The 17,610-nt window shown below is 66.1% G+C and carries 10 protein-coding genes; 8 read left to right on the plus strand and 2 right to left on the minus strand.

The features are described from left to right. Window positions 1–5: 5 nt before the first annotated feature. Entirely contained in the window at window positions 6–158 is a 153-nt protein-coding gene (locus DL519_RS00105; protein WP_190812356.1) for a hypothetical protein, read from the minus strand. 8 nt (window positions 159–166) lie between these two features. Further along, window positions 167–406, minus strand: a complete 240-nt coding sequence (locus DL519_RS00110; protein ID WP_190812357.1) for a hypothetical protein — start codon at window positions 404–406, stop codon at window positions 167–169. 363 nt (window positions 407–769) lie between these two features. On the opposite strand from DL519_RS00110, the gene DL519_RS00115 reads away from it, so the two are divergent. The 8 genes from DL519_RS00115 to DL519_RS45260 all read left to right on the plus strand — a co-directional run bounded on the left by DL519_RS00115 (window position 770) and on the right by DL519_RS45260 (window position 17,457). Continuing rightward, a complete protein-coding gene (locus DL519_RS00115) occupies window positions 770–1,741 on the plus strand; it encodes a DUF5753 domain-containing protein (RefSeq protein ID WP_223838276.1) in 972 nt (323 codons plus the stop codon). 18 nt (window positions 1,742–1,759) lie between these two features. Beyond that, a complete protein-coding gene (locus DL519_RS00120; RefSeq protein WP_223838277.1) occupies window positions 1,760–1,951 on the plus strand; it encodes a hypothetical protein in 192 nt (63 codons plus the stop codon). A 56-nt stretch (window positions 1,952–2,007) separates the two neighbouring features. Then, a complete protein-coding gene (locus DL519_RS48230; protein WP_263399537.1) occupies window positions 2,008–2,139 on the plus strand; it encodes a hypothetical protein in 132 nt (43 codons plus the stop codon). Between the two features lie 298 nt (window positions 2,140–2,437). Further along, entirely contained in the window at window positions 2,438–3,718 is a 1,281-nt protein-coding gene (locus DL519_RS00125) for a YrhB domain-containing protein (RefSeq protein WP_190812358.1), read from the plus strand. 183 nt (window positions 3,719–3,901) lie between these two features. Beyond that, the gene (locus tag DL519_RS48235; RefSeq protein WP_190812359.1) at window positions 3,902–5,320 is read left to right on the plus strand and encodes a WXG100-like domain-containing protein; all 1,419 of its coding nucleotides are present in this window, start codon (window positions 3,902–3,904) and stop codon (window positions 5,318–5,320) included. A gap of 1,783 nt (window positions 5,321–7,103) precedes the next feature. Then, a complete protein-coding gene (locus tag DL519_RS48240) occupies window positions 7,104–8,009 on the plus strand; it encodes a hypothetical protein (RefSeq protein ID WP_263399538.1) in 906 nt (301 codons plus the stop codon). Then, window positions 7,946–15,742, plus strand: coding sequence for a toxin glutamine deamidase domain-containing protein (locus tag DL519_RS45255; RefSeq protein WP_223838279.1), 7,797 nt, complete (start codon window positions 7,946–7,948; stop codon window positions 15,740–15,742). Before DL519_RS48240 ends, DL519_RS45255 begins: the two co-directional genes overlap by 64 nt. Then, window positions 15,733–17,457, plus strand: a complete 1,725-nt coding sequence (locus tag DL519_RS45260) for a hypothetical protein (protein WP_223838280.1) — start codon at window positions 15,733–15,735, stop codon at window positions 17,455–17,457. Before DL519_RS45255 ends, DL519_RS45260 begins: the two co-directional genes overlap by 10 nt. The last annotated feature ends 153 nt before the right edge of the window (window positions 17,458–17,610 follow it).

Below are 17,610 nucleotides of genomic sequence, written 5' to 3' on the forward strand. Positions count from 1 at the left end.
GGTCTTCAGAGCGCGCGAAGGCGCTGGATGATTCGGTCTTTGAGCTCGTGGTCGATCCGGGCCCAGACGGGCGACTCGGTGAACCGCCAGACGTGGTTGTCTGTGGTCGGGGCGTCGTCGGGTTCGGGGTTGACCGGGGTGCCGTCGGGCCAGCGCATGGGGGAGGTCACCGTGGCCGGCCCTTCATTTCTTTGAGCAGCGTGTTGCAGTCCTGGCATGTCTTGGCGTGAATCCAGTCCATTTCGGATGGGTTGGCCAGGGCGAAGGTGTTGCGGCGGAACGCTTCGTCGGCTGTGCCGGTGTCCAGGCGTGTGCCGGCGAAAGCGTGCCGCACGAGGCCGTAGGCGCTGGACTCGTCTGGCACTGGCAACCAGAAGTAGCGCTGCTGTGTCTGGGGCTGGGACATGAAGACTCCAGTGTTCGGGATTTGTAGGGGTGGCGGGCGGCGCGCGGAGCCCGAAGGGGCGCGCGGTGTCGGGGGCACCGCTCGGTCTCGACGCAGCGCCGCCCGCCTCATATGCCCGGCCTTTCCTGTCGGGAGGACACGGAACGGCCCGGGCGGGTCTCAGAGGTGTTGAAAGCCGCTGCTACAACAGCATTTCGCCTGATTGGGTGCGGATGCACCGGCGTGCCGAACATGGGCATATCGTGCTCCTTTATAAGGTGGTGTCGATCTCATCGAGATCTGGATCACTCCGGCTTGTTCATCTAAGCGTGATCTAAACAAGCTGAATAATCAAGTCTTCGGTATCCATCGGATCGAGTGGCTGTGGGCGATACCCTTTGTGACGAAGGGAGGTATCGCCTCGCTCGGCAACGCGGCTCGTCAATCACAGGAGAGGCAGCGCAGATGCCCGCAACTGTTCGCACGGCCAAGAAGCTGCTGCTTGGGCGCGAGATTGCCCACATGATCCAGAAGGCGGACTCGTCGCAGGCCGGGGCTGCCAAACTCATTGAGACGAGTCAGCCGCGCATCGCCAGCCTGATCAGTGGCGGGAGCAGCATCAGCCCCGGCGACCTCGTGCTTCTGGCGTCGAAGCTCGGCTTCACCGATGAGGGTTATCTGGAAGCATTGCGCGACCTGCGCCGGGACAACCACAAGCGGGGCTTCTGGTCAACTGGACACAACCGCGCGTACTCCGAGGACATCCGGCTACGAGTTGACCTGGAGAAGCACGCTGATCAAATCCGCTCAGTTGAGGTCGAGGTCGTACCGGGGCTACTGCAATGCGAGGCGTACGTCCGGGCGATGCATGCCGATCAGCCCGAGATCAACGGCGTGATGCTGGAAGATCGCATCCAGGCCAGGCTGGCGCGGCAGGACATCCTCGACAGGGACGAGCCACCAATGGTGCAGTTCGTGCTGTCGGAATCATGTGTCCGGCGAGTATGGGGCGACAAGTCGGTCATGCGCGCGCAGATCGACCACCTCATCAAGCTCAGCAACAGGCAGAACGTGCACCTACAGATTATGCCGTTCGACCGTCCGGCCGGTCGACGTTCGCCGATTTCGAGTCCGTTCGTGTTGATCCGTGTGCCTTCGCCCGGCGCGGCCGGGCCATTGGAACTGGCATACGTCGAGGGTGCAAACGAGATCTGGTACCTCGACGACAAGAAGGCGCTCAAAGCGTATGAGGCGGCGTGGGCACGTCTCGCGAACGCTGCGTTGACGTTCGCGGAGACCCGTCGGTTCCTGAAGGGCGTTGCCGCCGACGTCGCACGATCGTCCCTATCCAAGTGACACCCAAGGAGATTGCCGATGAACACAGCCCCGTCGTTGGCCTTCGCGGAGATTGACTTCCGGAAGGCCGGCAAAAGCGTTCCTGACAAGGACTGCGTGTGTGTCGCCCGCCGGGATGGTTGGGTCGAGTTGCGTGACGACAAGACGGTGTTCGGCGCGCCGGATGACCATCGGTTGGTTTCACTGCCGAGGAGTTCGACGCCTTCTTAGCCGGTGCCCGGGAGGGCTGCACCGAGGGGCTGTGCCTGGAGATCACCTGTCGCGGCGTGGACGGCATGTACGTGTTCCGCCGTCGCGGTTGGGCAGCCGTCGAGTTGGTGTTCAACGAAGCCGAGTTGCTGGCGTTCCGGGACGGCGTCGCCAACCGCGAATTCGACTCAATCGCTTACATCGCATAGGTTTTCCGCCGAGTGAAGGGCCCGTCACCACGTTGTGACGGGCCCTTCACGCCCCCAGGCCGGCTGCGTGATCGGCGTGCCCGTTTCCTGGGAGTTCCGGACCGCGCCCTTCCTGAACTGTTGATCAAAATGTCGCTGTTCTGGCGCTATCACTGCGCATCGGCGGTGTCTCTTACGAGGAAGTCTAGTAGTCCGGGCGGGCAGGTTGTGGCTGACGTTCGGGCAAGGGGCTTGGGGGCTGGGTGTGGTGGGCTCATACTGCGCTGGAGATGGTCTGGCGGGTGAGGGGCGAAGCGGTATGAACGAGCTCGCGGAGCGGGCGCGCTCCTGGTTGCGCGGCACTTATGGGCAGGGTGTGGTGTTGAGGGGTGAGGAGGCGATCCTCTCGACGGAGCGGGCTGCGTTCTTCGGTTGCCGCTATGTGGAGTCTGACGAGCCGATGTTGGCGGGGACGATCTGCGTGCCGCTGGATGGGGCGGAGCCGTTTCCCGCGTCTAATGCTGGTCCGCTGGATGAGGCTCTCAATTTGTCGGGGCCGGAGCCGGAGCCGGGGTCGTGGCGCTGGCGGGTCAACGCGAGTAATTGTGTGATCGCGACGGATGCTGTGGTGAATTGCCGGCCTGCCTCGGCGTTGCCGTGGGATGCGGTTGGTGAGACGCCGGGTTGGTGGGATCGGATGCTGGCGGTGTATTTCCCGGATGCGGAGGTGTTGACCTGCGCGACGTGGGGGGATGCGGCCGGGGCTGTTGTGGATGGGGGTGTGGGGACTCGGGCTGTGGTGTGGTTGCGTCGTCAGTTCGGTGGGCGTGAACTGGCTGGTCACTTGTTGTATGCGGATTACGCGGATGACGCTGTGGTCTTTCTTGATGGTCTGCGGGGGACGTTCGCGGAGCAGAACGACGCCGAGGTAGCTGAGCTTGTGGTGGCGCGTTTCCGCCGCCGGCAGGGTGATTCGGTCGGCGGGCTGCTGCCGTGGGAAGTCGCGGCGGGCGAATTCGCTGGGGCTGTTGAGAAGGCGGAGGCGTGGCTGGGATACCGCTATGACGGGGAGGTGGGGCTTGTCTCTCCTGATCCGGTCGATGAGACTGAGCGTGGCTGGTTGTTCGCTTGTACCACCCGGAGTTTCCAGGACAGTGGTGACTGGCGTGACCAGATGCTCGACGCGGCTGTGGTGGTCCCGAAAGCGGCTGGTGAAGAGCCGTTCGGTCTGCCCAACCGTGATCCGTGGGCGTGGCTGGATGACTGGAACGCCGGTAAGCCGGGGTTGATGCCGCCGCCGGAGCCCGCGCAGGCTGCGTGGTTTGGTCCGATGGTGGCTCAGCTCGGACCCGTGGTCGGTGTCAGCGTTCATGAGCATTGGTTCGGTGTTTTGGAGGAGATCGCTTCTTTTCCCGCGCAAACCCAGGTGCTGGTGTGGTTGCGCAGGAGGGATACCCGGGGCCGGGAGAGTGTCGGGCACCTGTTGGTGGCTGTGAACGATACCGATGGTGTTCGGCTGTTTGATCCGATGGATGGGCGTGCGCAGCCGCTTATCGAAACCGCACCGTTTGAGTTCCGGGTCATGCGCTTTGGCTCGTGAGTACGAATACGTGCTGCAGTTCCCCTTTCGCTCGCGAACATATCCCTGGTTTGGGTGCCGGGCGGCTGAGGTCGCCCGGCTATCGGGTTTTTGTGCGTCACCGCGCCGGTGGATCCAAGGGCTGATTCCCGTATACATCGTTGCTGCCATGTGTTGTGGCGGCGTTGGGGTTGGGTGGTGGTGATGTTTTCGTCGATCATGGTGCCGGAGGGGGTGAGGCGGCTTTTTCAGGTGTTGACGGGTGAGGATATGACGGATGCGGATGAGGGTGGGTTGTTCGCGGTGGCGGATGCGTTGGAGTCGGGTGCGGTGGGGGTGGGGGAGGTGGGGGGTTTTGTGGCGGAGTTGGTGGGGAAGGTGCGGACGGAGTTTTCGGGGAAGGCGGCGGACCGGTTCGCGGGGGGTTTGGAGGTTTTCGATGGGTTGTTGTCTTCGGGTGAGGGGGCGTTGCGGGAGTTGGCGGTGTTCGTGCGGGATTTGGCGCGGCAGGTGCGGTATTTGAAGTTGGTGACGATTTATGGTTTGGAATTGTTGTTGTTGGAGATGGCGTGGGCGGTGGCGATGGCGGGGGCGACCGGTGGTGCGTCGATGGCGTGGCTGGCGGCGCGGATGGCGGTGATGCGGTTTTTGTTGTCGCGGTGGTGGGGCCAGTTGTTCATGCGGTTGGCGATGGCGGCGGCCGGTGGTGTGGGGTTCAACGTGCTGCCGGATCTGCAGGCCCAGTTGCAGATGCTGGGTGAGAAGTCGGGTGACAAGTGGGACGGGAAGCTGACCGAGCAGGCGGCGGGAATGGGGGCGTTTTCGGCGTTGGTGTCGCTGCCGTTGTCGGCGCTGGGTGGTCTGGTGAGCAACGCGTTGACGAAGGTGCTGGTGCGGGGGCTGGGCGATGAGGTGGACGAGGCGATTCTGGAGGCGGCGGTGAGGCGGGTGGTGGCCGAGCACGCGGAGAAGTATCCGGTGTCGGCGATGGCGCGCTTCGCGGATGCGGTGAGCAAGAGTCTGGATGATTATGCGGGGATGTCGGTGCGGGCGATGTGGGCGGCGCGGTTCGCGGATGAGCTGGGGGATGCGTTCGAGGGTGCGTTGTCGGAGCTGTTCGGGGAGGTGGGGTATCAGGCGGCCACGGGTGCGCCGGTGGACTGGAACTTGTGGGCGCTGACGGCGGGAGCGTCGGAGTCGGTGTTGAGCGCGCTGGGCACGGTGGCGGGTTTGTTGTGGCGGGGCAAGCTGCACCCGGATGGCCCGAGCCCGTATCTCGAGGGCACCGGCCGGCGTGAGGGCACCACCACCGATGGTGGCGGATTCGCCGAGGAGAAGACCCCGCTGCTGGGGACAGGGTCCGGGTCGCAGACAGGGAGGAACATCCCTGGCTCCCAGGGCAAGGACAACACATTCAGCCCCCCGATGCCTCGAAGCCGTCTGGTGTGGACTCTGTTTTCCCGGTCGGGCCGGTGGATTCGGCTGCGGTGTCGGCGCCTTACGGCAAAGACCTGGTGGTGTCCGCTGTTGTGGACGGCAAGGACAGCAACGACGTCAAGGACGGTAAGGACGTTAAGGACGGTGCCGGTGGCGGCGTTAAGGGCGGTGCTGGTGGCAGTGTGACGGGCGGGGACGCGACGGGTGGTGTTCCGGCGGTGCCGGGTTCCGGTCAGCACCGGCCGGGAACGCCGCCACCTGCATATCCTTATGTGGCACTGGGTTTTGGTTCGGACCGGTCGGTGACGCCGCCTCCGCCGTACAGTCCGGTTGCCGGTGGCGATCAGGCCGTGCCCGGGCTGCATGGCGTGGCCGGGAAGTCTGGTGTGGATGGTTCTGGTGTGGACGTTCCCGGCGTGGCCGGGAAGTCTGGTGTGGATCGTTCTGGTGTGTTGGGGGGCCGGTCGCTGGATGTGCTGGCGTCGCAGACGCAGGATTCGGCGGGGGAGAGGTCATCGGCGGGTATCCGGCATGGTTCTGGTGTGTCCTCGGATGCCGCGTTACCGGAGACTGTCACACCCGGGTCTGGGGCGGTGGCGGATCCGGACAGTGGTGGTGCTGTGTCTCCGGGGCGTGAGTTCTCGCCGGGTGGCTTGACCGGCCGAGATGGGCCTTTCGGTGTGGATTCGGTTGCGGGGAGTGGGGTTTCGCATCGCGAGGATGCTGGAGCGGGTCTGCCGGGTTCGGTGGGGTCGCCGGCGGATGGGTCGCAGGTGGTGCCGTCTCTGCAGCAGGACCGGGTGGTGGCGTCGCTTGCGGGCTTGCTGGTGGACGCGGTGCGGGTGCTGGTGCCGGCGGGTGTGGTTGCTGGTGGCGGGTTGGTGGAGTTCGTGCGGGGCGGTGTTGCGGGTTCTGGTGGTGGGCCTGTGGTGCTGGTCGCGCAGGGTGTTCCGGGTGCGGGTGTGGTGGTGTCGTCGGGTCAGGGTTCGGCTCTGGCGCGGGGTGTGGGGCGGGATGTTGTTGCGTTGATGCCGGGGCGGGGTGGGCGTGGGCCGCGGTGGACGGTGTTCGCCGCGGATGGTTCTCGGCCCAGGCCGGTGGGCGGGCCCGCTGGCCTGGTGCCGGCTGGGGGAGGTCAGGGTATGGCCGGTCTGGCGGATTCGTCGGCTGCGGCTGCGGGCTCCGGTGAGAAGACGGTGGCTGCGGAAGAGACACCGGTTGCCCAGGGGGTATCTGGTCAGGTGGCGTCGGTGGTCGGGGACGCACAGCTCGGGGCGATGACCGGGTCTGGGGCGGACACCATGTGGGATACCGGTGGGATACCGGTGCGGCAGTCGTCGCCGCCGGATCTGCGCCGCGAGATCGACCGGGCGAGGCAGGGGGGCTGGTCTGGTGATGATGGGCTGGTGGCGGGGTGGATCGTGCGGGGCCGGCATAACCCCCGGAAGTTGGTGGGCCCGCTGGTGCGAGATCCTGCCGAACCCGTTGCCGGCCCGAGCGGCGTTGGGTGGTCCCGTGTGGAATTGCGGCGCGAGGCGGTGGGACCGGTGCCGGAGACGATTCAGGAGGAACGTCCGGGGCGAGATGGCACACGGCGGCGCCTGTCGTGGCCTGGTGGTGGGCGGGCGGATGATGTCGCCTCCGCGGGTGGCGATGGGCGAGGCGTGGTGGATCTGCCGGGCACCGGGATGTGGGTGTTTCCGGTGCCGGGGGTGGAGGTGGATGGGGAGGGGGTGTTACGGCCCGGTGGTTCCCGGTGGCGGGGCCAGGACGGGGGGTCCGGGTTGCCGTCCGTGGTGACGGGTCCGAAGCGTCAGCCTCGCGTTGGGCCGGTGGCGGGGGGAGCCGGCGCGAGTGCGGGGGGGACGCGGGGGGAGGCCGGCGAGGGTTCGCGGGGGTTAAGCGGCGGAAGGTGGAAGTATCCACTGCTGGGGCTGTTTCCGGGAATCCGGGTGATGGCGGGCGTGAGGTGCTCACGCCGACGGATCAGGCAGCACAGCAGGACCCGAGTGCGGAGCGGAAACGGAAAAAGAAGGAAGATAACGCGAAGCAGTATCAGGCGAGAAAGGCTGCTGCCGCCCGTGTTGCGGAGTTGAAGAAGCAGGGGCCGCTGACTGAAGAGCAGGAGAAGGAGCTGGCGAAGCTCCAGCCGAAGGCGCAGACGTGGCAGAAAAACAAGGAAAATAAAGCGGAACGGTACCGTGAGAAAACGGCTGCTGCCGCCCGTGTTGCGGAGTTGGAGGGGTTGAAGACGCAGAGGTCGCTGACGTCGGATGAGGAGAAGGAGCTGGCGAAGCTCCAGCCGAAGGCGGCGCAGGTGAAGCAGGAAACGAAGGAATATAACGCGAAGCAGTACCAGGCGAGAAAGGCTGCTGTCGCCCGTGTTGAGGAGTTGGAGGCGTTGGCGAGGCCGCTGACTGAGAGGCAGGCGGCGGAGCTGGAGAAGCTCCAGCCGAAGGCGCAGACGTGGCAGAAACAGAAGGAAAATAAAGCGGATTGGTACCGGGTGGGAAAGGCTGCTGCCGCCCGTGTTGCGGTGTTGGAGGGGTTGAAGGAGCGGGGGCGGCTGACTGAGGGGCAGGGGGCGGAGCTGGCGGCGCTTCGGCCGAAGGCGCAGACGTGGCAGAAAGAGAAGGAAAGGTGGGCGGATTGGTACCGGGTGGGAAAGGCTGCTGCCGTCCGTGTTGCGGTGTTGGAGGGGTTGAAGGAGCGGGGGCGGCTGACTGAGGGGCAGGGGCGGAGCTGGCGGCGCTTCGACCGAAGGCGCAGACGTGGCAGAAAAAGAAGGAAAGGTGGGCGGATTGGTACCGGGTGGGAAAGGCTGCTGCCGCCCGTGTTGCGGTGTTGGAGGCGTTGGAGAAGCGGGGGCAGCTGACTGAGGAGCAGGGGGTGGAGTTGGCGGAGCTCCGGTCGACGGTGGCGGGGCGGAGGCGGAAGAAGAAGGACCGGGAGGTGACGGAGACCGGGGTGGGTGGGGCCCCGGTGGCCGGGCGGGGTGCGGGGCCGGAGGGGGTATCGGGGTGGACTGGGACTGAACACGACCGGGACGCGTGGTCGGCTGACGTCGATCTGGATGCGTGGCTTGCTCGGGCGGTGGCGGATGCAGACGGGGCGCAGGTGCCCCCAGGTGCGGCGGATGCTGGGGTGATGCTGAGCGAGAGTGCTTATGAGGAGTTTGTCGCGACCGAGTTGCTCGCGTTCCTGGGACAGGATGCCGGGGACGATGCTGCGGGTGCCGACAGTGCCGACAGTGCCGACAGTGCCGGCCCGGTTGCCGGGGACGATGATTTCGCTGCGTTCCTTGATGAGTACGGGGGGGATTCCGTCGGATGGTTTGGGGGTGAAGGCACTGACGGGCTGTTTTTCGGTGAGCCGTTTCCGGAGGATGCGGTGGGGCCGGATGCGGTGGGGTCTGGGGTGTGGGGGGTTTCAGATCCGGTAGCGGGGGGTGAGTCGATGGGGTCTGGGTATCGGTTCTTGCCGGGGGTGAACCAGGCCAATTATCGTTGCGGTGATGAGCGTTTCCGGGTGAACTGCCTGGGGGCGGTGGTGGCGTTTCACAATTCTTTGAAGTTCGGTCGGCAGTTCGTGGCGGGGCCGGCTGTTGGTGACCGGGATCCGGCTCGGTTGGAGGAGGCGTTCGGGGCGAAGGCCCGGCGGGTGGCTGGTGTGGCCGGGGCTGAGCAGTATGTGCGGAGTGGGCCGGTGGGTGTGGCTGTGCCGGTGATTTACCGGCGAGCGGACGGTAGCGCGCATGTGATCGCTGCGGTGCATGCAGAAGACCGCGATGAGCAAGGGCGGGTCGTTCTGCTGGATCCGCAGAAGGGGGAGGAAGCCGAGGACGCGGATGTCCTGGCTGCGACCGGCATGTGGGTGATTCCGGTGCCGGTGCCGGTGCCGGTGCCGGTGCCGGTGCCGGGGGTGGGGGTGGGGGTGGAAGTGGATGGGGAGGTGGTGTTGCCGCCCAGTGGTTCCCGGTGGCGGGGCCAGGACGGGGGGTCCGGGTTGCCGACCGTGGTGACGGGTCGGAAGCGTCGGGGTGGTGTGTCTGAGCCGGTGGCGGGGGGAGCCGGCGCGAGTGCGGGGAGGACGGGGGCGGAGGCCGGCGAGAGTTCGCGGGGGGTTAAGCGGCGGAAGGTGGAAGTATCCGCTGCTGCTGGGGCTGTTTCCGGGAGTCCGGGTGATGGCGGGAGTGAGGTGCTCACGCCGACGGATCAGGCAGCACAGCAGGACCCGAGTGCAGAGCGGAAACGGAAACAGAAGGAAGATAACGCGAAGCGGTACCGGGAGAGAAAGGCTGCTGCCGCCCGTGTTGCGGAGTTGAAGAAGCAGGGGCCGCTGACTGACGAGCAGGAGAAGGATCTGGCGAAGCTCCAGTCGAAGGCGCAGACGTGGCAGAAACAGAAGGAAAATAACGCGGAACGGTACCGTGAGAAAACGGCTGCTGCCGCCCGTGTTGTGGAGTTGGAGGGGTTGAAGACGAAGAGGCGGCTGACGTCGGATGAGGAGAAGGAGCTGGCGAAGCTCCAGCCGAAGGCGAAGCAGCTGAAGCAGAAAGAGAAGGAATCTGCCGCGAAGTATCGCAGGGCGGGAAAGGCTGCTGTCGCCCGTGTTGCGGTGTTGAAGAAGCAGGGGCCGCTGACTGACGAGCAGGAGAAGGAGCTGGCGGCGCTCCAGCCGAAGGCGCAGGCGTGGCAGAAAAAGAAGGAATGGGACGCGGATTGGTACCGGGCGGGAAAGGCTGCTGCCGCCCGTGTTGAGGAGTTGGAGGCGTTGAAGGAGCAGGGGCGGCTGACTGACGAGCAGGAGAAGGAGCTGGCGGCGCTTCGGCCGAAGGCGCAGGCGTGGCAGAAAAAGAGGGAATGGGAAGCGAAGTACCGCAGGGAGGTAAAGGCTGCTGCCGATCGGGTTGCGGTGTTGGAGAAGTTGAAGAAGCAGGGGCCGCTGACTGACGAGCAGGAGAAGGAGCTGGCGGCGCTTCGGCCGAAGGCGCAGCAGTGGCAGAAAAAGAAGGAATGGGACGTGGATCGGTACCGGGCGGGAAAGGCTGCTGCCGATCGGGTTGCGGAGTTGGAGACGTTGAAGGAGCGGGGGCCGCTGACTGAGGAGCAGGCGGGGGAGCTGGCGGCGCTTCGGCCGAAGGCGCAGCAGTGGCAGAAAAAGAAGGAAAGGATGGCGGATTGGTACCGGGCGGTAAAGGCTGCTGCCGCCAGTGTTGCGGTGTTGGAGAAGTTGAAGGAGCAGGGGCGGCTGACTGACGAGCAGGAGGCGGAGCTGGCGGCGCTTCGGCCGAAGGCGCAGACGTGGCAGAAAAAGAAGGAAAGGTTCGTGGCTTGGTACCGGGCGAGAAAGGCTGCCGCCCGTGTTGCGGAGTTGGAAGGGTTGAAGGAGCAGGGGCGGCTGACTGAGGAGCAGGGGGTGGAGTTGGCGGAGCTCCGGTCGAAGGTGGCGGGGCGGGGACGGAAGAAGGACCGGGAGGTGACGGAGACCGGGGTGGGTGGGGCCCCGGTGGTCGGGCGGGGTGCGGGGCCGGAAGGGGTATCGGAGCAGGCTGGGACTGAACACGACCGGGACGCGTGGTCGGCTGACGTCGATCTGGATGCGTGGCTTGCTCGGGCGGTGGCGGATGTAGATGGGGCGCAGGCGCCCCCAGGTGCGGCGGATGCTGGGGTGATGCTGAGCGCGGATGCTTATGAGGAGTTTGTCGAGACCGAGTTGCTCGCGTTCCTGGGACAGGATGCCGGGGACGATGCTGCGGGTGCAGACAGTGCCGGCCCGGTTGCCCGAGGGGATGATTTCGCTGCGTTCCTTGATGAGTACGGGGGGGATTCCGTCGGATGGTTTGGGGGTGAAGACACTGACGGGCTGTTTTTCGGTGAGCCGTTTCCGGAGGATGCGGTGGGGCCGGATGCGGTGGCGTCTGGGGTGTGGGGGGTTTCAGATCCGGTAGCGGGGGGTGAGTCGATGGGGTCTGGGTATCGGTTCTTGCCGGGGGTGAACCAGGCCAATTATCGTTGCGGTGATGAGCGTTTCCGGGTGAACTGCCTGGGGGCGGTGGTGGCGTTTCACAATTCTCTGAAGTTCGGTCGGCAGTTCGTGGCGGGGCCGGCTGTTGGTGACCGGGATCCGGCTCGGTTGGAGGAGGCGTTCGGGGCGAAGGCCCGGCGGGTGGATGGTGTGGCCGGGGCTGAGCAGTATGTGCGGAGTGGGCCGGTGGGTGTGGCTGTGCCGGTGATTTACCGGCGAGCGGACGGTAGCGCGCATGTGATCGCTGCGGTGCATGCAGAAGACCGCGATGAGCAAGGGCGGGTCGTTCTGCTGAATCCGCAGAAGGGGGAGGAAGCCGAGGACGCGGATGTCCTGGCTGCGACCGGCATGTGGGTGATTCCGGTGCCGGTGCCGGGGGTGGAAGTGGAGGGGGAGGTGGTGTTGCCGCCCAGTGGTTCCCGGTGGCGGGGCCAGGGTGGGGGATCCGGGTTGCCGACCGTGGTGACGGGTCCGAAGCGTCGGGGTGGTGTGTCTGGGCGGGTGGCGGGGGGCGCCGGCGCGAGTGCGGGGAGGACGGGGGCGGAGGCCGGCGAGAGTTCGCGGGGGGTTAAGCGGCGGAAGGTGGAAGTATCCGCCGCTGCTGGGGCTGTTTCCGGGAGTCCGGGTGATGGCGGGAGTGGGGTGCTCACGCCGACGGATCAGGCAGCACAGCAGGACCCGAGTGCAGAGCGGAAACGGAAACAGAAGGAAGCTAACGCGAAGCGGTACAAGGCGAGAAAGGCCGCTGCCGCCGGGGTTGTGGAGTTGGAGGGGTTGAAGACGAAGAGGCCGCTGACGTCGGATGAGGAGAAGGATCTGGCGAAGCTCCAGTCGAAGGCGCAGACTTGGCAGAAACAGAGGGAAAATAGCGCGAATCGGTACAAGGCGGGAAAGGCTGCTGCCGCCCGTGTTGCGGTGTTGGAGGGGTCGAAGACGCAGAGGTCGCTGACGCCGGATGAGGAAAAGGAGCTGGCGGAGCTCCAGCCGAAGGCGCAGCAGTGGCAGAAACAGAAGGAAGATAACGCGGAACGGTACCGTGAGAAAACGGGTGCTGCCGCCCGTGTTGTGGTGTTGGAGGGGTTGAAGACGCAGGGGCGGCTGACGTCGGATGAGGAGAAGGAGCTGGCGAAGCTCCAGCCGAAGGCGCAGCAGTGGCAGAAAGAGAAGGAAAATAAAGCGGATCGGTACCAGGTGGGAAAGGCTGCTGCCGCCCGTGTTGCGGTGTTGGAGGGGTTGAAGACGCAGAGGTCGCTGACGTCGGATGAGGAGAAGGAGCTGGCGAAGCTCCAGCCGAAGGCGCAGCAGTGGCAGAAACAGAAGGAAAGGTGGGCGGTTTGGTACCGGGCGGTAAAGGCTGCTGCCGATCGGGTTGCGGTGTTGGAGAAGTTGAAGGAGCAGGGGCGGCTGACTGACGAGCAGGAGGCGGACCTGGCGGAGCTTCGGCCGAAGGCGCAGACGTGGCAGAAACAGAAGGAAAGGTTCGCGGATTGGTACCGGGCGAGAAAGGCTGCCGCCCGTGTTGCGGTGTTGGAGGCGTTGGAGAAGCGGGGGCGGCTGACTGAGGGGCAGGGGGTGGAGTTGGCGGAGCTCCGGCCGACGGTGGCGGGGCGGGGGCGGAAGAAGAAGGACCGGGAGGTGACGGAGACCGGGGTGGGTGGGGCCCCGGTGGCCGGGCGGGATGCGGGGCCGGAAGGGGTATCGGAGCAGGCTGGGGCTGAACACGACCGGGACGCGTGGTCGGGTGACGTCGATCTGGATGCGTGGCTTGCTCGGGCGGTGGCGGATGTAGAGGGGGCGCAGGTGCCCCCAGGTGCGGCGGATGCTGGGGTGATGCTGAGCGCGGATGCTTATGAGGAGTTTGTCGAGACCGAGTTGCTCGCGTTCCTGGGACAGGATGCCGGGGACGATGCTGCGGGTGCCGACAGTGCCGGCCCGGTTGCCCGAGGGGATGATTTCGCCGGTTTCCTCCCCGACTACCACGACGGGGAGGGGTCCGTCGGGTTGTTTGGGGGTGAAGGCGCTGACGGGCTGTTTTTCGGTGAGGCGTTTCCGGAGGATGCGGTGGGGCCGGATGCGGTGGGGTCTGGGGTGTGGGGGGTTTCAGATCCGGTAGCGGGGGGTGAGTCGATGGGGTCTGGGTATCGGTTCTTGTCGGGGGTGAACCAGGCCAATTATCGTTGCGGTGATGAGCGTTTCCGGGTGAACTGTTCGGAGGCGGTGGTGGCGTTTCACAATTCTCTGAAGTTCGGTCGGCAGTTCGTGGCGGGGCCGGCTGGTGATCGGGATCCGGCTCGGTTGGAGGAGGCGTTCGGGGCGAAGGCCCGGCGGGTTGGTGGTGTGGCCGGGGCTGAGCAGTATGTGCGGAGTGGGCCGGTGGGTGTGGCTGTGCCGGTGATTTACCGGCGAGCGGACGGTAGTGCGCATGTGATCGCCGCGGTGCATGGAGAAGACCGCGATGAGCAAGGGCGGGTCGTTCTGCTGAATCCGCAGAAGGGGGAGGAAGCCGAGCCCGCGGATGTCCTGGCTGCGACCGGCATGTGGGTGATTCCGGTGCCGGTGCCGGGGGTGGAAGTGGATGGGGAGGTGGTGTTGCCGCCCAGTGGTTCCCGGTGGCGGGGCCAGGGTGGGGGGTCCGGGTTGCCGTCCGTGGTGACGGGTCCGAAGCGTCGGGGTGGTGTGTCTGGGCGGGTGGCGGGGGGCGCCGGCGCGAGTGCGGGGAGGACGGGGGCGGAGGTTGGCGAGGGTTCGCGGGGGGTTAAGCGGCGGAAGGTGGAAGTATCCGCTGCTGCTGGGGCTGTTTCCGGGAGTCCGGGTGATGGCGGGAGTGGGGTGCTCACGCCGACGGATCAGGCAGCACAGCAGGACCCGAGTGCAGAGCGGAAACGGAAAAAGAAGGAAGATAACGCGAAGCAGTACAAGGCGAGAAAGGCCGCTGCCGCCGGGGTTGCGAAGTTGGAGAGGTTGAAGACGAAGAGGCGGCTGACGCCGGATGAGGAGAAGGAGCTGAAGAAGCTCCAGCCGAAGGCGAAGCAGTGGCAGAAACAGAAGGAAAATAACGCGAATCGGTACCAGGCGGGAAAGGATGCTGTCGCCCGTGTTGCGGAGTTGGAGGCGTTGGCGAGGCCGCTGACTAAGGGGCAGGCGGCGGAGCTGGCGAAGCTCCAGCCGAAGGCGGCGCAGCTGAAGCAGAAAAAGAAGGAATCTAACGCGAAGTATCGCAGGGAGGTAAAGGCTGCTGCCGATCGGGTTGCGGTGTTGGAGAAGTTGAAGAAGCAGGGGCCGCTGACGCCGGATGAGGAGAAGGAGCTGGCGGCGCTTCGGCCGAAGGCGCAGCAGTGGCAGAAAAAGAAGGAAAGGTTCGTGGCTTGGTACCGGGAGGGAAAGGCTGCTGCCGCCCGTGTTGCGGTGTTGGAGAAGTTGAAGAAGCAGGGGCGGCTGACTGACGAGCAGGAGGCGGAGCTGGCGGCGCTTCGGCCGAAGGCGCAGACGTGGCAGAAACAGAAGGAAGGGCTCGTGGCTTGGCGCTGGGCGAGAAAGGCTGCCGCCTGTGTTGCGGTGTTGGAGGCGTTGGAGAAGCAGGGGCGGCTGACTGAGGCGCAGGGGGTGGGGTTGGCGGAGCTCCGGTCGACGGTGGCGGGGCGGGGGCGGAAGAAGAAGGTCCGGGAGGTGACGGAGACCGGGGTGGGTGGGGCCCTGGTGGTCGGGCGGGATGCGGGGCCGGAAGGGGTATCGGAGCAGGCTGGGGCTGATCAGGACGGCTGGGACGCGTGGTCGGCTGACGTCGATCTGGATGCGTGGCTTGCTCGGGCGGTGCCGGATGTAGAGGGGGCGCAGGTGCCCCCAGGTGCCGCGGATGCTGGGGCGATGCTGGGCGCGGATGCTTATGAGGCGTATGTCGCGACCGAGTTGCTCGCGTTCCTGGGACAGGATGCCGGGGACGACGCTGCGGGTGCCGACAGTGCCGGCCCGGTTGCCGGGGGGGATGATTTCGCCGGTTTCCTCCCCGACTACCACGACTGGGAGGGGTCCGTCGGGTGGTTTGGGGGTGAAGGCGCTGACGGGCTGTTTTTCGGTGAGGCGTTTCCGGAGGATGCGGTGTGGCCGGATGCGGTGGGGTCTGGGGTGTGGGGGGTTTCAGATCCGGTAGCGGGGGGTGAGTCGATGGGGTCTGGGTATCGGTTCCTGCGGGGGGTGAATCAGGCCAATTATCGTTGCGGTGATGAGCGTTTCCGGGTGAACTGTTCGGAGGCGGTGGTGGCGTTTCATAATTCTCTGAAGTTCGGTCGGCAGTTCGTGGCGGGGCCGGCTGTTGGTGACCGGGATCCGGCTCGGTTGGAGGAGGCGTTCGGGGCGAAGGCCCGGCGGGTGGATGGTGTGGCCGGGGCTGAGCAGTATGTGCGGAGTGGGCCGGTGGGTGTGGCTGTGCCGGTGATTTACCAGCGAGCGGACGGTAGCGCGCATGTGATCGCTGCGGTGCATGGAGAAGACCGTGATGAGCAAGGGCGGGTCGTTCTGCTGAATCCGCAGAAGGGGAGGAAGCCGAGGACGCGGATGTCCTGGCTGCGACCGGCATGTGGGTGATTCCGGTGCCGGTGCCGGGGGCGGAAGTGGATGGGGAGGTGGTGTTGCCGCCCAGTGGTTCCCGGTGGCGGCGCCAGGACGGGGGATCCGGTCTGCCCGCCGTGGTGACGGGTCCGAAGCGTCGGGGTGGTGCGTCCGGGCCGGTGGCGGGGGGCGCCGGCGCGAGTGCGGGGAGGACGCGGGGGGAGGCCGGCGAGAGTTCGCGGGGGGTTAAGCGGCGGAAGGTGGAAGTATCCGCTGCTGCTGGGGCTGTTTCCGGGAGTCCGGGTGATGGTGGGAGTGAGGTGCTCACGCCGACGGATCAGGCAGCACAGCAGGACCCGAGTGCAGAGCGGAAACGGAAACAGAAGGAAAAGAACGCGAAGCAGTACCAGGCGAGAAAGGCTGCTGCCGTCCGTGTTGCGGAGTTGGAGGCGTTGGCGAGGCCACTGACTGAGGGGCAGGCGGCGGAGCTGGAGAAGCTCCAGCCGAAGGCGCAGACGTGGCAGAAAAAGAAGAAATATGACGCGAAGTCTCGCAGGGTGGTAAAGGCTGCTGCCGATCGGGTTGCGGTGTTGGAGGAGTTGGCGAGGCCACTGACTGAGGGGCAGGCGGCGGAGCTGGCGGAGCTCCAGCCGAAGGTGGCGCAGCGGAAGCAGAAAAGGAAGGAATCTGCCGCGAAGTATCAGCGGGCGGGAAAGGCTGCTGCCGATCGGGTTGCGGAGTTGGAGGAGTTGAAGGAGCGGGGGCGGCTGACTGAGGGGCAGGCGGGGGAGCTGGCGGAGCTTCGGCTGAAGGCGCAGCAGTGGCAGAAAAAGAAGGAAAGGTTCGTGGATTGGTACCGGGCGGGAAAGGCTGCCGCCGATCGGGTTGCGGTGTTGGACGGGTTGAAGGAGCGGGGGCGGCTGACTGAGGGGCAGGAGGCGGAGCTGGCGGAGCTTCGGCCGAAGGCGCAGCAGTGGCAGAAAAAGAAGGAAAGGTTCGTGGATTGGTACCGGGCGGGAAAGGCTGCCGCCGATCGGGTTGCGGTGTTGGAGGAGTTGAAGGAGCGGGAGCCGCTGACTGAGGGGCAGGCGGGGGAGCTGGCGGCGCTTCGGCCGAAGGCGCAGACGTGGCAGAAAAAGAAGGAAAGGTTCGCGGATTGGTACCGGGCGAGAAAGGCTGCCGCCCGGGTTGCGGAGTTGGAGGCGTTGAAGGAGCAGGGGCAGCTGGCTGACGAGCAGGCGGCGGAGTTGGCGGAGCTCCGGTCGACGGTGGCGGGGCGGGGGCGGAAGAAGAAGGTCCGGGAGGTGACGGAGACCGGGGTGGGTGGGGCCCCGGTGGTCGGGCCGGGTGTGGGGCCGGAGGGGGTATCGGAGCAGCCTGGGGCTGATCAGGACGGCCGGGACGCGTGGTGGGCTGACGTCGATCTGGATGCGTGGCTTGCTCGGGCGGTGCCGGATGTAGAGGGGGCGCAGGTGCCCCCAGGTGCCGCGGATGCTGGGGTGATGCTGAGCGCGGATGCTTATGAGGAGTTTGTCGCGACCGAGTTGCTCGCGTTCCTGGGACAGGATGCCGGGGACGATGCTGCGGGTGCAGACAGTGCCGGGCCGGTTGCCGGGGACGATGATTTCGCTGCGTTCCTTGATGAGTACGGGGGGGATTCCGTCGGGTGGTTTGGGGGTGAAGGCACTGACGGGCTGTTTTTCGGTGAGCCGTTTCCGGAGGATGCGGTGTGGCCGGATGAGGGGCGGTAACCACGCACCGCGTCCTGGAGTATTTGTCCAGCCCGCAGGATGTGTAGTCCTTGTCGTTGGGGATGCGGCCGGGCGGTGTGTCGGGGGACGTCCACTCCGCCCGGCCGCGCGGCTCGATGCCGCCGCGAGTGGGGGAGGTCGCGGCATCGGGCC

This window comes from Saccharopolyspora pogona, from assembly GCF_014697215.1.
GTDB classification, from domain to species: Bacteria; Actinomycetota; Actinomycetes; order Mycobacteriales; family Pseudonocardiaceae; genus Saccharopolyspora; species Saccharopolyspora hattusasensis.

Coding starts and splice junctions, on each gene's coding strand:
- DL519_RS00105 (WP_190812356.1), bottom strand. CDS start 158: ATGCGCTGGCCCGACGGCACCCCGGTCAACCCCGAACCCGACGACGCC.
- DL519_RS00110 (WP_190812357.1), bottom strand. CDS start 406: ATGTCCCAGCCCCAGACACAGCAGCGCTACTTCTGGTTGCCAGTGCCA.
- DL519_RS00120 (WP_223838277.1), top strand. CDS start 1,760: ATGAACACAGCCCCGTCGTTGGCCTTCGCGGAGATTGACTTCCGGAAG.
- DL519_RS00125 (WP_190812358.1), top strand. CDS start 2,438: ATGAACGAGCTCGCGGAGCGGGCGCGCTCCTGGTTGCGCGGCACTTAT.
- DL519_RS48235 (WP_190812359.1), top strand. CDS start 3,902: ATGTTTTCGTCGATCATGGTGCCGGAGGGGGTGAGGCGGCTTTTTCAG.
- DL519_RS45260 (WP_223838280.1), top strand. CDS start 15,733: ATGTGGGTGATTCCGGTGCCGGTGCCGGGGGCGGAAGTGGATGGGGAG.